This window comes from Pseudomonas sp. V98_8 (assembly GCF_029967975.1).
Taxonomy (GTDB): domain Bacteria; phylum Pseudomonadota; class Gammaproteobacteria; order Pseudomonadales; family Pseudomonadaceae; genus Aquipseudomonas; species Aquipseudomonas umsongensis.
In genome coordinates this window covers 60,916-74,404 of sequence record NZ_JASCAE010000001.1, presented here as the reverse complement: position 1 = coordinate 74,404, position 13,489 = coordinate 60,916, and the positions used below count along the sequence as shown (strand labels likewise).

11 protein-coding genes are annotated in these 13,489 nt (G+C 60.8%); 2 read left to right on the top strand and 9 right to left on the bottom strand.

All coding sequences use genetic code 11. The annotated features are described in order from the left end of the window. Nucleotides 1–23 precede the first annotated feature (23 nt). Nucleotides 24–596, bottom strand: a complete 573-nt coding sequence (locus QLG10_RS00335; RefSeq protein ID WP_110748153.1) for a xanthine phosphoribosyltransferase — start codon at nt 594–596, stop codon at nt 24–26. A gap of 57 nt (nt 597–653) precedes the next feature. After that, nucleotides 654–2,663, bottom strand: coding sequence for a DNA helicase Rep (rep, locus tag QLG10_RS00330; protein WP_282485241.1), 2,010 nt, complete (start codon nt 2,661–2,663; stop codon nt 654–656). Between the two features lie 254 nt (nt 2,664–2,917). Here rep and QLG10_RS00325 point away from each other — a divergent pair, with 254 nt between their 5' ends. Then, nucleotides 2,918–4,591, top strand: a complete 1,674-nt coding sequence (locus QLG10_RS00325; protein ID WP_110748147.1) for a bifunctional diguanylate cyclase/phosphodiesterase — start codon at nt 2,918–2,920, stop codon at nt 4,589–4,591. 105 nt (nt 4,592–4,696) lie between these two features. Here QLG10_RS00325 and QLG10_RS00320 read toward each other — a convergent pair whose 3' ends face one another. Continuing rightward, complete coding sequence (locus QLG10_RS00320; RefSeq protein WP_188263379.1) at nt 4,697–6,091, bottom strand: NorM family multidrug efflux MATE transporter; 1,395 nt, start codon at nt 6,089–6,091, stop codon at nt 4,697–4,699. A 157-nt stretch (nt 6,092–6,248) separates the two neighbouring features. Between QLG10_RS00320 and QLG10_RS00315 the strand changes: the two genes are divergently transcribed. Next, nucleotides 6,249–7,169, top strand: a complete 921-nt coding sequence (locus QLG10_RS00315) for a LysR substrate-binding domain-containing protein (RefSeq protein WP_110748145.1) — start codon at nt 6,249–6,251, stop codon at nt 7,167–7,169. A 40-nt stretch (nt 7,170–7,209) separates the two neighbouring features. Here QLG10_RS00315 and QLG10_RS00310 read toward each other — a convergent pair whose 3' ends face one another. Genes QLG10_RS00310 through QLG10_RS00285 form a run of 6 tightly spaced genes read right to left on the bottom strand, consistent with a single transcriptional unit; the run spans nt 7,210 to nt 13,488 of the window. Further along, complete coding sequence (locus QLG10_RS00310) at nt 7,210–8,706, bottom strand: VWA domain-containing protein (RefSeq protein WP_282485240.1); 1,497 nt, start codon at nt 8,704–8,706, stop codon at nt 7,210–7,212. Nucleotides 8,707–8,762: 56 nt separating this feature from the next. Continuing rightward, a complete protein-coding gene (locus tag QLG10_RS00305; RefSeq protein WP_110748139.1) occupies nt 8,763–9,269 on the bottom strand; it encodes a hypothetical protein in 507 nt (168 codons plus the stop codon). A gap of 4 nt (nt 9,270–9,273) precedes the next feature. Next, nucleotides 9,274–10,011 (bottom strand): hypothetical protein, encoded by a 738-nt coding sequence (locus QLG10_RS00300; protein ID WP_110748136.1) that lies wholly within the window; start codon nt 10,009–10,011, stop codon nt 9,274–9,276. A gap of 34 nt (nt 10,012–10,045) precedes the next feature. Then, entirely contained in the window at nt 10,046–11,590 is a 1,545-nt protein-coding gene (locus QLG10_RS00295; protein ID WP_282485239.1) for an SUMF1/EgtB/PvdO family nonheme iron enzyme, read from the bottom strand. Continuing rightward, a complete protein-coding gene (locus QLG10_RS00290) occupies nt 11,580–12,803 on the bottom strand; it encodes an FtsX-like permease family protein (protein ID WP_110748130.1) in 1,224 nt (407 codons plus the stop codon). Before QLG10_RS00290 ends, QLG10_RS00295 begins: the two co-directional genes overlap by 11 nt. Further along, the gene (locus QLG10_RS00285; protein WP_282485238.1) at nt 12,787–13,488 is read right to left on the bottom strand and encodes an ABC transporter ATP-binding protein; all 702 of its coding nucleotides are present in this window, start codon (nt 13,486–13,488) and stop codon (nt 12,787–12,789) included. The genes QLG10_RS00290 and QLG10_RS00285 overlap by 17 nt, the downstream gene beginning before the upstream one ends. Between the last annotated feature and the right edge of the window lies 1 nt (nt 13,489).

Below are 13,489 nucleotides of genomic sequence, written 5' to 3'. Positions count from 1 at the left end.
AGGGGAGATGCGGTGTGGCGGCTTTACTCGATGAAGGTCACGACGCCGCCAGCCAGCGATTGCACGCGCGCCAGCGACTCAACACGATAACCCTGGGCATCCAGCTCAGCACGACCGCCCTGGAACGACTTCTCGATCACGATCCCCAAGCCGGCCACGGTGGCACCGGCTTGCTTGATGATCGAGATCAGCGCCTGGGACGCCTTACCGTTAGCCAGGAAGTCATCGATGATCAGCACGCGGTCGCTGCTGGTCAGGTGGCGTGGAGAAATGGCCACGGTGCTTTCGGTCTGCTTGGTGAACGAATAGACGGTCGCCGACAGCAGGTTTTCAGTCAGGGTCAGGGACTGATGCTTGCGCGCAAAAATCACCGGCACACCAAGGTTCAGGCCGGTCATGATTGCAGGCGCAATACCCGAGGCTTCGATGGTGACGATCTTGGTGATGCCCGAATCCTTGAACAGCGAGGCGAATTCATCGCCGATCAGCTTCATCAGGACCGGGTCGATCTGGTGGTTCAGAAAGGCGTCGACTTTCAAGACCTGATCGGAAAGCACGATGCCTTCTTCGCGAATTTTCTTGTGCAGTGCTTCCATGAAGCTGTCCTCGTTTGGCGCCTTTTGCGCCGAAGGTCTAAATAAATGTGGTCAATTCTAGCGCTTTAACATCGCGCGTATATCCGCCAATGCGCTATTGCCACGCACGGCTTTGACTTCGGTCGGTGTGTCGTCGTTGCCTTCCCAGGCCAGGTCGTCCGGCGGCAGTTCATCGAGGAAGCGGCTTGGTGCGCAGTCGATGATCTCGCCGTATTGCTTGCGCTTGGCGGCAAAGGTGAAGGCCAGGGTCTGGCGCGCGCGGGTAATGCCCACGTAGGCCAGGCGCCGCTCCTCTTCGATGGTGTCGGCTTCGATACTGGAGCGGTGCGGCAGGATTTCTTCTTCCATGCCCATGATGAATACGTAGGGGAATTCCAGCCCCTTGGAGGCGTGCAAGGTCATCATCTGCACGCCTTCGGCACCGTCTTCCTCTTCCTGCTGGCGCTCGAGCATGTCGCGCAGCACCAGTTTGCCAATCGCGTCCTCGACGGTCATTTCGCCTTCTTCGTCCTTCTCGAGCGTGTTTTTCAACGCTTCAATAAGGAACCACACGTTGCCCATGCGGTAGTCGGCGGCCTTGTCGCTGGAGCTGTTGGTGCGCAGCCAGTTCTCGTAGTCGATGTCCATGACCATGCTGCGCAGGGCCGAGATCGGGTCTTCGCCGGCGCATTGCTCGCGGACCTTGTCCATGAAGTGCTTGAAGCGCGACAGACGATCGGTGAAGCGGCTGTCCAGATGCTCGCCCAGGCCGATTTCGTCGGTGGCGGCATACATCGAGATTTTTCGCTCGGTGGCGTAGTTGCCCAGTTTCTCCAACGTAGTCGAGCCGATCTCGCGGCGCGGCACGTTGATCACGCGCAGGAAGGCATTGTCGTCGTCCGGGTTCACGATTAGACGGAAGTAGGCCATCAGGTCTTTCACTTCCTGGCGCCCGAAGAAGCTGTTGCCGCCGGACAAGCGATAGGGAACCTGGTGATGCTGCAACTTCAGTTCGATCAACTTGGCCTGATAGTTACCCCGGTACAGGATCGCGAAATCGCTGTAAGGCCGGTCGGTGCGCAAGTGCAGGCTGAGGATTTCCACCGCCACGCGCTCGGCTTCGGCGTCTTCGTTGCGGCAGCGGATCACGCGGATCTCGTCGCCGTGGCCCATTTCACTCCACAGCTGCTTTTCGAATTCGTGGGGGTTATTCGAAATCAGTACGTTGGCGCAGCGCAGGATGCGGCTGGTGGAGCGGTAGTTCTGCTCCAGCATCACCACTTTCAGGGAAGGGTAGTCTTCCTTGAGCAGCATCAGGTTTTCCGGGCGGGCGCCGCGCCAGGCGTAGATCGACTGGTCGTCGTCACCTACCACGGTGAACTGATTGCGCTTGCCGATCAGCATTTTCACCAGCAGGTACTGGCTGGCGTTGGTGTCCTGGTATTCGTCCACCAACAAGTAACGCACCTTGTTCTGCCACTTTTCCAGGATGTCGGCGTGCTCTTCGAACAGCTTTACCGGCAGCAGGATCAGGTCGTCGAAGTCCACCGCGTTGAACGCCTTGAGCGTGCGCTGGTAGTGGGTGTAGACAATGGCGGCGGTCTGTTCCTTGGGATTGCGCGCGTTCTCCAGCGCCTGGGCCGGCAGGATCAGGTCGTTTTTCCAGGCGCCGATCATGTTCTTGATCTCGTCGACGCCGTCGTCGCCCGAGTATTCCTTTTGCATGATGTCGGTCATCAGGGACTTGACATCGGTCTCGTCGAAAATCGAGAAACCGGGCTTGTAGCCCAACCGCGCGTGTTCCTTGCGGATGATGTTCAGGCCCAGGTTGTGGAACGTGCAGACCGTCAGGCCGCGGCCTTCACCGGCGCGCAGCAGGGTGCCGACCCGCTCCTTCATCTCGCGCGCGGCCTTGTTGGTGAAGGTCATGGCAACGATGTACTGGGCGCGGATGCCGCAGTTCTGGATCAAGTGGGCAATCTTTCGGGTGATTACGCTGGTCTTGCCGGAGCCTGCACCGGCGAGCACCAAAAGAGGGCCGCCGACATAGCTCACGGCTTCTTGCTGCCGGGGATTGAGTCGGGACATAGGTAAATTCAGGAGTCAGTCACGAAATGGGCCGGCATTTTAACAGGCTCAGAGAATTGTGCTGCTCTCTCCGACTTGTGACGTACAGCGCGATCTGTATTTGCCGGTTTTGTTACTTTCACGCAGGATGCACAACGAATTCGCGTCTAATGTTCGTAATTCCGGATACAACGGCCTCGGATGTCCATTGGTCATCAGGGATCGGCGCGGCATAATGCCGTCGCCTACATCTTTGCAGAGTCTAGGGAGCTAGCTTGTCTACGCCTGTCGAACCCTTGCGTTTGCTGCTATTGGCCGAAGAGCCAGCGTGGGCAGCGTTGTTGCGCGAGTGTCTGGCTCCGATGGGGAGCTCGGCCGTGCTCATCAGTGCGCCGAGCTGGGAGTCGGTCAGCAGTCTGTTCGATGACAACCGCAGCGCGGTGTTGTTGACGATCCCGGCTCTCCAGCCGGCGCCGGGCCGTTGCTGCCTGCCGACGGTGTTGCTGCTCGAGCATGAACCCATGATCGCGCCCGACGGTGTAAGCGACTGGCTGGTGCGTGACCATCTTGACCCGGGCATGTTGCGCCGTTGCCTGCGCCATGTGCGTGAGCGCGGCTTACTGGAAAACACCCTGCAACGCCTGGCCGAGCAGGATCCGCTGACCGGCATCGCCAACCGCCAGGGTTTCCAGACCCTCTTGACGGCGCGGCTGGCGGAAAACGAGGGTCGTGGCCTGGCCCTCGGCCATCTTGACCTCGATAACTTTCGTTACGCCAATGATGCCCTCGGCCACCAGGCCGGTGACCGCCTGATCCTGCAAGTGGTCGCGCGGCTCAAAGGCCAGCTCGAAGCCGGCGATCAACTGGCGCGATTGGGCAGCGATGAGTTCGCCTTGCTGATCGACACCCGCCGCGCTCCTGAGCGCGCCGAATGGATGGCCGAGCGCATTACCGAAGCGTTGGCCGAGCCTTATTGGGTCGACGGCGAAAGCCTGCTGATCGGCTCCAGCCTGGGCATTGCCCATGCACGAGCGCAGGCGGGCGCCGACCCGTTGATGTGGCACGCGCATATCGCCATGCAGCAAGCGAAAAGCACCCAGGGCTGCACATTTCATATTTTCAACGAACGCATCAACCGCAATGCCCGCAGTATCGCCGACCTCGAGACCGAGCTGCGCCGGGCCTTGCGCCGCGATGAGCTGGAACTGCATTACCAGCCGCGAATGAACCTTGAAGACGGGCAAATCGTCGGCCTCGAAGCCTTGGTGCGCTGGCGTCATGCCGAGCGCGGTTTGCTGCCACCGAGCGAGTTCGTGCCCCTGGCCGAGCAGAGCGGTTTGATTGTGCCGCTGGGTTACTGGGTCATTTCCCGGGCATTGCGCGATATGCAGGCGTTGCTTGAGCTAGGCTTGCCGCCGTTGCACATGGCGATCAACCTGTCGTTCCGACAGTTTCAGGACAGCCAGTTGCTCTCGACCCTGAGTCGGCTGATCAGCGAGCGCGGAGTCGAAGCGCAGTGGCTGGAATTCGAACTGACCGAAACCGCGGTCATGCGCCGCAGCGACCTGGTCAAGCAGACCATGGACGCCCTTGGGCGCCTGGGTGTGCGCTTCTCCCTCGATGACTTCGGTACCGGCTTTTCATCCTTTGTGCACCTCAACAGCCTGCCGATCACGTTGTTGAAGATCGACAAGAGCTTTGTCGGCGGCATGGAACAGCGCGAAGAAAACCGTCAACTGGTGCACGCGATGATCAACCTGGCGCACAACCTCAACCTGGAAGTCGTTGCCGAGGGCGTGGAGACGCCGGAGCAACTGGATCTGTTGCGCGGTTTCGATTGCGATCAGGTGCAGGGGTACCTGATCAGCAAGCCGTTGCCGTTGGCGGAGCTGGTGGAGTACCTGATGTTTGACGGCAGCCAGCAGGCGCCACTGGAAATCGTGGTCTGAACACAAAACCTGTAGGAGCTGGCTTGCCAGCGAATCGGTGGGTCATTCAACAAGGTTGTCGACTGACTCACCGCTTTCGCTGGCAAGCCAGCTCCTACAAAGGTTTCATTCGGCCTGGATGGCGTCGAAATCTCCTGATACCGGCTCCCGCTGAATCATCCGCTTCATCTTCCATTCAAACGCCAGCGTCAGGCCCACCGCCGCGCAGGCCAGCCCCAGCGCCAAGCCCCACCAGACGCCTGTTGGCCCCCAGTGCAAGTGGAACGCCATCCACCAGGCTGCCGGGGCGCCGATCAGCCAGTAACAGCCCAGGCCCACCAGAAAGGTGGTCTTGGCGTCCTTGAGCCCACGAATGCAGCCCATGGCGATGGTTTGCGTGCCGTCGAACAGCTCGAACCATGCCGCCACTGCCAGCAGGCTCACCGCCAGGTTGATGACATCGCGAAACGCCGGGTCGTTGTGATCGAGAAACAGCCCAACCAGCTGATTTGGCAACAGCCAGAAGACCATCGCAAAGCACAGCATCGCCACCGCGCCAAAAGCCAGGCCTACCCTTCCGGCCAGCCGTGCGTCCAGTAGCTGCCCGGCACCGTAGTGCTGACCGATGCGCATGGTGATCGCGTAGGAAATCCCCGCGGGCACCATGAAGGCCACCGAGACAATTTGCAGGGCGATCTGGTGCGCCCCCAGCTGCGTGCTGCCCATGGTGCCCATGCACAAAGCGGCGAAGGCAAACAGCCCAACCTCCACGGCATAGGTGCCCCCAATCGGCAGCCCCAGGCGCCAGAGCTCCTTCAGGTACTGTCGGTTGAGCCGCAACAGACCCCGGCGCAGGGGATAGGCATCGTAGGCCGGGTGCCGGCGAATGTGCCACGCCAGCGCCAGCGCCATCAGGTTGGCGACAATCGCCGTGACCAGGCCAATGCCCATCAGCCCCAGTTTCGGCAAACCGAACATCCCGGTGATCAACGCGTAGTTCAGCAGGAAGTTGGCGACGGTGCCCCCCAGGCTGATGACCATGACCGGCGTTGCCCGGCCGATGGCGCTGGTGAAGCCGCGCAGGGCCATGAAGCTCAGGTAGCCGGGCAGGGCGAACGGCAGGAAGATCAGAAACTGACCGGCCGACTGGACGTTGCTTTCAGTCTGGCCGAACAGCAGCAGTACCGGCTTGAGGTTCCACAGCAGCAAGCCCGCCACCAGCGCCATCAACCAGGCCAGCCATAACCCGGCCTGGGTCAACCGGGTCGCGCCGAGGATGTCGCCCGCACCCTGGCGGATCGCCACCAGGGTGCCGACCGCCGCGATCACGCCGATGCAGAAAATCGACACGAACGAGTAAGTCGCCGCTCCGAGCCCGCCGCCCGCCAGGGCCTCGGGGCTCAGTCGCGCCATCATCAAGGTGTCGGTGAGTACCATCAACATATGCGCCAACTGCGAGGCGATCAGCGGCCCCGCCAGCCGCAGGATGGCCCAGAGTTCAATACGCGCTGGATGCTGCATGGTCATCACGCTCGATTATCAAAGGAGACAGGAAAGCGTCGATTCTCGGCGCTCTACGGGGATTGCACAAAGGGATAAAAAGGATGGGTAGCATGAGTCAAACTCATGCTGGAGATTTTCTGCTAGGGTATTCAAAACCGCTGTAGGAGCTTTCCTGATGTCGCGTCGTCTTCCTCCTTTATATGCTCTGCGCGCATTTGAAGCAGCGGCGCGTCACACATCGTTTACCCAGGCTGCGCAAGAGTTGTCGATTACCCAAAGTGCGGTCAGTCGGCATATTCGTACGCTCGAAGAGCATTTTGCCTGTCGGTTGTTTCACCGCAGCGGGCGCAATCTGCAACTCACTGAGTCGGCGCGGTTGATCCTGCCGGGCATTCGCGACGGTTTCTCTGCCCTGGAGCGAGCCTGCAATACCTTGCGCGCCGAAGACGACATCCTGCGTATGAAAGCCCCGTCGACCTTGACCATGCGCTGGTTGCTGGCGCGGCTCAGCCGTTTTCGGCACCTTCAACCGGGCAATGAAGTACAGCTGACCAGCGCCTGGATGGACATCGACTCGGTGGACTTCAATCAGGAACCGTTCGATTGCGCCGTGATCCTCAGCAACGGGCATTTCCCGCCGGACTGGGAGGCTACTTTGTTATTTCCAGAGGAACTGATTCCGGTGGGGGCGCCTAATCTTCTGAACGATCAGCCGTGGGACGTCGCACGACTGGCCAGCACCGAACTGCTACACCCAACGCCCGACCGTCGCGACTGGCGCAGTTGGCTGGAGCGCATGGGCCTGACCGACCAGGTCTCACTCAAGGGCGGCCAGGTGTTCGACACGCTGGAGTTGGGGATGATCGCCGCCGCCCGAGGCTATGGCGTGTCCATGGGCGATTTGTTGATGGTGGCTGAAGATGTTGCGCAGGGACGCCTGAGTTTGCCGTGGCCGACGGCGGTCGCCAGCGGTGAGAATTATTACCTGGTCTGGCCGAAAACCCGCCCCGGAGGTGAGCGTTTGCGCCGCCTCAGCGTTTTTCTGTTGGGCGAGGTTCGGGCCATGGAGTTACCGGCGGTCGAGCACTTGAGCTGAATCATCGCCGGCAAGCCTCAATGGCGGATCCGTCGCCAGGCTAGTCACACTTGGCATTGCTGGATACTTCCTTGCTCGCCTGTTTTAACAGGTTACCCAACTCAGCTGCGTTGGTGCTGTTGTAAATCCGACCTCCGGTATTTTCAGCGATACAGCGTGACGGGCCGCCCGCACCGATTTTCACCACGTTGACCCGCAGGCGTGGTTGTTCCCTGGCGATTCGACGGGATACCGCGCAAACATCCTGTCCGCAACCGTCTTCGCCGTCGACGAACATCACGATCACGGCATCGTTATTGCGCCCGTCGACCGTGCTCGCCGCGTGGGCCAGGCTGTCGGCCAGCGGTGTGCCTTCGTCGGGAACCAGGCCTCGAATCCCGTTGATCAGCCGCGGGCGATCGCCGAACTTGAACAAACCCCGGTCCGGTGTTCTTTCGCAGCCGGCAAAGGTGATCAGGCGTGTATCAATCTTCGGGTCCAGCCCGTTGATCATGCCGGCCAGCGACTCCTTGGCGACGTCCATGCGGCTGGGTTTGGCGGTAAGCCGCATGGTGCGGTTCGGGTCCAGCAGCTTGTTGATGTCAGGACCGTAGAACCAGTCCTCGTCGGCTCTCACTGCCTTGATGTTCAAATCCATCGAACCCGAGGTGTCGAGCACCACCACGAACTGCGGGACCTCTGACTTCGGCGCTGTTTTGCGGCATGCGAAGTTGTCCAGCGTCGGGGCTGGTGGCGGGGCAGCCACTACCGGTTTTGGTGGTGGAACCGGCTTGGGTGGCGGGGCCGGCTTGGGTTCCGGTACGGGTGCCGGTGCCGGTGCCGGTTTTGGTGGTGGGACCGGCTTGGGTTCCGGCACCGGTTCTGGCGTGGGTTCGGGGGCCGGAACAGGTTTCGGTTCCGGTTCCACGACAGGCGCGGGGGCGGGCTCAACCGGTTTCTCAAGCGGTTTCTCAGCCGGCGTAACCACCGGCGCTACAGGCGCTACAGGCGGAACCACGACCACCGGCTCACGGTGCAGGAACCACCAGAGCCAGAGCGCCAGAAGCAGCAACAGCAGCGCGAGCAAGGCCGCCGCGATCCACCAGCCACGCCGCGACGGCGGTACGACCGGGGCCACCGGAATCACTGGCGGCACGATCGGTTTAGGCGGGCGCTGGTTCCAGCGCACCACCAAAGGCTCACCGTTGAGGCTGTAGAGCTTGTCCAGCTCAGGCGTGCCGAGCAGGCTGCGCAGGTCTTGCGCTTCGGTCGGTTGACCGCGTTTTTGCAGTTCATCCGCCAGCTGTGCGAGGGACGTCTGACGCACCTCATAGGTTTCCAGCAAGCGTCGTTGCGCGTCTTCGTTGAGATCGGCATAAGGCGTGGGTTGGCCACCCAGTTCAGTCCACCATTCCAGCACGTCGCCGCTGCCCATCCGCGGGATGGCAAACAGACTGGCGACGGTCGGCGGAAAGTGTTTCTGGATGAGGGCGACTTTGGCTTGCAGCGCACTCATCCCCTCCGATGTGGCTTGCGCATCCCTGATGACCCGCTGCATGACGACGATTCCTGAAAAAGTGCAGGCATCCCTCGGGATGCTTGCGGGGTGAAAAGTTACTCTTCGTAGCCGAGGCTGAACTGCAGCTGGTTGACCTTTTTCTGCAATGTTTTCAGCTCTTGCTGCTTGGCCGCCAGTGCCGCGGGTGTTGATTTGGTCGGTGGCGCCGCTTGCGAAGCCTTGAGCTGCTTCTCGAGGTCGGCAATCTGCTTCTGCACCTGGGCTTCATTGCCACGCCGGGCCTTGAGCGAGCTCAGCAGTTGCGCCAGCGATTGATTCAGCGCCGCCTGGGATTTCTGCTGGCTGGCCAGATCGGCCTTGGTGCTGAGCTGCTGCGCCTGAATGTTCTCGTACACCTGACGGAACATTGCGTTTTGCCGTCGGGACTCGCTCAGGGCCAGTTCCTTCTGCTTGACCTGATCGCTGTAACCACCGGAGTAGTCGCAGTTCATCTTGGTCAGCATGCTGCTGTCGCGATTGGTCGCATCGCATTCGCCGGGCTGGGTCGCGCATCCGCTCAGGGCCAGGACGGCAGTGATGACCATCAGTTGTCTTGGTGTCATGTGTTTAGCCCAGGGTAATTGCGGAGCGTTGGCTGTACAGGGCGTCGACTTCCTTCTGCAGGCTGACGACTTTCTGGTTCATTCTCTGAATGTTCATCTCCACTTGCCTGATCTCGGCGCTGCTGCCTTGTGAACGCTCGGCGTCTGCCACCTTGCGGTACTCGGTGACTTTGGTACGCATGTTGGCAAGGTCTTTGCGCAGGCGCGCGATGTCCGAATCGATCCCTGCGATTTGCGCCTGGGCCCTGTTCCTGTCGACTCTCTTGTTGGCGATGTCCTTTTTGATCTGGGCAATTTGCGCATGATCATCATTGATCACTTGCTGAGCGGTCGCAGTGCGGGCGATCACCTTTTGCGTATCTTGTTCTACGTCGCTGTTCATCTTCGCCAGGCGGGTGGTGGTGTCGGCGTATTCGGCGCGACGTTGATCCAGGTAATAGTTGGCGCCCATGGCCACGCCACACGCGGTAATACCGGCGGCGATGACGCACACGGTCTTGTTGTTGCTGTTGGACAGCGCGCAAGCAAGGATGCCGACACCGGCGCCGACAGCGCAGGCCTGGTATCCGGACTTGCTGAAGAACTCTGCGTCGTTACCCTGGGTCAGGCGAGGGTCGGTACCGTCGCCTTCGCCTTCGCCGAGCATGGAGCTGCCGGTGTTGGCGCAACCGGTCATTAGCAGGCTGCCGGCGACTACGAAAGCGATCTGTAGCTTGAAGCGAGTCCAAAGGCTGCGCGACATGGTGAAACTCCTACGTAACGGTGTTGACGCGTTGTTATTGAGAGACGGTTTTGCAACTGGTCAGCCAGGCTTCAGTATCGATTTTCTGCTTTTGCAGGAACGCCTTCTGATTGGCCCAGTGGGTGCGCAAGTAAGGTTTCAGGTCTTGCAGCTGTTTGTTGCGGGTGATGATTTCCTCCATCACCGGGACTTGCGTTTCAAGCAGTGGCTGGCCGTACAACGTAGCCGATTCCACCAGGCTGCTGGCGTAGTAACGGCTGAGTTTGTGCAGGCGGTCCTTCTGCTCCTCGAGCTTGGTTTTACGCATGTCGCAACTGGCATCTTTGTCTGCGCTTTCGCAGTTGAGCTTGTAGTTCTTTTGCAGGAAGTCCACGTACTGGCCGTCGTCGAGCATCTTGGTGCACAGGAACGCACCCAGGTTGAGGCTGGCGCGGATCGCCTGGTCGCGGGTTTCTTCCTGCTGCTGGTTGCTGGCACGCAGCTGGTTCTCCAAAGCCTGGAGCTTTTCCTTGAGCGCTTTGTCTTCGACCCCCGAGGCGAGGTTGTTCAGCGATTGTACGGTGCCTTTGTCGGCGGATTCGGATTCCTTGCTGCCGGTGCCGAGTTTCTTCCAGCTGCTTTCGATGCTGGCGACCCGTTCGCGGGAGGTGAGGGTCGGGGAGACCAGCACCAGTCGCAGGCCGGTGGTCTTGTTTTTCACTTGGCCTTCGGCGTTGTAATACGGCTCTTCCCTACGTATTGCCGTATGCAGGTCGGCCTGCGCGGTCAGGTAATTTCCGCCACGCACGACATAGCCGCCGGCCTGGCCGTGCTGGCGGTCGAGCTTGTTCAGGCGAAACGGCTCGAACATCATTTCGTCGACGTTACCGAGCATGTCATGCAGGCCCAGCGGGTTGGGCTTTTGCAGACCGGTCAATTGCACTTTGCCGTTGGACGATTGCGCCCCGGCGAACCACTCGTAGGCGTTGATGCCTTCTGGCATCGGGTAGTGCGTGTCGCGGAATTCAGCAGCACCGACTTCCAGCCCGCCGCGCGCAGCAAACTCCCATTCGACCTCGGTTGGTAGGCGCAGGAAGCCTTGGGCGCCGTCTTCCTTGGGCAGCTTGCCAGCGGCGTTTTTGCGCAGCCACAGGTTGTACTTGTCGGCGGCATCGATGGCTTGCACCCAGCTGACCGCCGTTTGCGGCAGGCGCATCTTGGTGGCAGCGGTGGGGCAGGTTGCTTCGGTCAGCGCGGCGTACTGCAACTGACTCATCTCGTATTTGGCCATCAGGTAGTAGCGGGACTTGTCGTTCTTGGCTCCGGTAAAGCTGCCGGCGATGAAGGTCGGACGGGTTTGTTCGACATAGCCGTATTCTGCGCCGTCCTGACCGATGCTGATAGGGTAGTCATCCAGGGGACCTGCGACCGGAATGAACACCTTGCGAAACACCATCGAACCTTCGCAGGGCATTGGCAGCACGACGTCGCCAGCCTGGGGCATCGGGTTGTAATACTTCTCTTCCCAGCCCGCCGCCGAGGCGTCGAGCAAGTAGCCGAGGCCCAGGGTTAACAGCAAGCCAAAACGTTTATAGCTCACGCAGACTCTCCGCAGGTTGGATGTTGATGGCTCTCAGCGCGCCAATCATGGCCACCAAGGCGGCGACCAGGAAGGTCAGGAACAGGGCGGCAACGCCGTGCCAGACAGTGATGTGGCAAACGAACGTTCCGGTGGTCTGGCTGCTGCCGAGCAGGGAGTCGAACAAATGACTGCCCACCGCATAAAACCCCAGCCCGCCCACGTAGCCGGCCAGACCCAGCACCAGCGCTTGCAGGACCACGAAGCCGCCGACGGACCTGCGCTTGAACCCCAGCAGGCGCAGCACCGCCAGGCTTTTGCGTTTACGATCGATGTTGGCCAGGAACGCGCCAACCATGGACGCCACGCAGCCGATCAGTGCCGCCATGGCAATCACACCGAAGATCAGCCCCAGCACATGGTTGATGGCTTTGACGTTGTCGATGTCGGCCAGTCGGCTCGACGTCTCGATGTGTTGTTCGTTTAGCCAGTGTTCCAGTGGCGCGACTTGATCGATATCGCGCGCATACACGCGGGCGCGGGCATACAGCGGTTGTAGATTATCCTGAGGCTTGCCGGTGGTAACGCCAAATTCACTGACCTGATAACCGTCGCGAAAACGCTCCAGATCCAGTAATAGCGGCGGGGCGACAAACCCGGCAGCGCGACCGAAGCGGGCACCGTCGAGCACGGCCAGTACCGTCAGCGTCATTTCGCCGCGTTCATTGACACCTTCCAGGCGGCGTAAGGCGCGCAGCTGCACGTTGTCGCCGGCCTTGGCCTGCAAGCGCTGCGCGGCACTGGCGCTGAGGATCACCTGATTGCCGACGGGGTTGAGGGACCCCAGGTTCAGCTGTGGGTCGCCGGGCTCAGTGGCGATGATTTCCGCGCCTTCCACAAAGCGTTGCATGCCGATCAGCAGGTCCGCCTGGGTATTGAGCGAGCGGGTCTGGCCGAGGGCAAAACCGGTTTCGGGGCGCAGGCGCAAACGTTCGATCCAGGCTGCGTCGTAGTTACCGTTGCTGAGCATCTTCACTTCAAGGTTGCGCGGGTCGCGCAGCAGTTCGTCCTGCAGTTGGCTGACCACCCCGTGTTTGAGCCCGAACAGCAACAACAACGGCGCGATCACCGCCACCAGGGAAGCGGCGATACACAGCGAGACCTTGCGGTCGTGCCAGAGGTCTTGCAGTGCCAGCGAGCCCAGCAGGCGCAAGCGATCAGTCCACCGGTTCAAACTGAGTCTCTCCCTGATGGCTGATAGCGCCGAGTCGCGGCAGGCCGAAATTTTTCAGCAAGGCCCAGTCATGGGATACCACGAGTGCACTCAGGCCCATGCTCGATACCAGACTCAGGAGCAACTCGAACAATCGCCGGGCACTGTGAGGGTCGAGCGCGGCGGTCGGCTCGTCGGCCAACAACAGCAGCGGTTCATGGGCAATTGCCCGAACGCAGGCAACGCGCTGGCGTTCGCCGATCGACAAGGCCTGGGGTTGTTTATCCAGCAACCCTTGCAGACGCAATACGTCAACGGCGTGGTCGATGTGATCGCTCTTCACCGGCATCCCGAGCAAACGTCGCGGCAGGCTGATGTTGTCGCGCACGCTCAGGAACGGCAGCAAGCCGCCACTCTGCAAAATGAATCCCAAGTGCCGTGAACGCACCGCGGCTAGCGCGGGCTGGTCGTCAGTGGCCAGCAGTTGGGCGATATCCTGAGCGTGCGTCGGGCCCAGCCGGAAGCGCTCGAGTTCCACCGGCGCGAGCAACAGGCCGATGGCTTCGAGCAATGTGCTTTTGCCACTGCCGCTCTCGCCGGTGATGGCGAGGATTTCCCCGGCGCCGACCTGCAAGTGCGGCAGTCGCACCTGATGGGCTTGTGCGCCTTCACCGCGGCGCACCAGCAGGTTCTTGATATCGAGCATC

What these genes read in the sequence shown, in the direction of transcription:
- QLG10_RS00335 (WP_110748153.1), bottom strand. Translation starts at nt 596, where the DNA reads ATGGAAGCACTGCACAAGAAAATTCGCGAAGAAGGCATCGTGCTTTCC.
- rep (WP_282485241.1), bottom strand. Translation starts at nt 2,663, where the DNA reads ATGTCCCGACTCAATCCCCGGCAGCAAGAAGCCGTGAGCTATGTCGGC.
- QLG10_RS00320 (WP_188263379.1), bottom strand. Translation starts at nt 6,091, where the DNA reads ATGCAGCATCCAGCGCGTATTGAACTCTGGGCCATCCTGCGGCTGGCG.
- QLG10_RS00315 (WP_110748145.1), top strand. Translation starts at nt 6,249, where the DNA reads ATGTCGCGTCGTCTTCCTCCTTTATATGCTCTGCGCGCATTTGAAGCA.
- QLG10_RS00310 (WP_282485240.1), bottom strand. Translation starts at nt 8,706, where the DNA reads ATGCAGCGGGTCATCAGGGATGCGCAAGCCACATCGGAGGGGATGAGT.
- QLG10_RS00305 (WP_110748139.1), bottom strand. Translation starts at nt 9,269, where the DNA reads ATGACACCAAGACAACTGATGGTCATCACTGCCGTCCTGGCCCTGAGC.
- QLG10_RS00300 (WP_110748136.1), bottom strand. Translation starts at nt 10,011, where the DNA reads ATGTCGCGCAGCCTTTGGACTCGCTTCAAGCTACAGATCGCTTTCGTA.
- QLG10_RS00285 (WP_282485238.1), bottom strand. Translation starts at nt 13,488, where the DNA reads ATGCTCGATATCAAGAACCTGCTGGTGCGCCGCGGTGAAGGCGCACAA.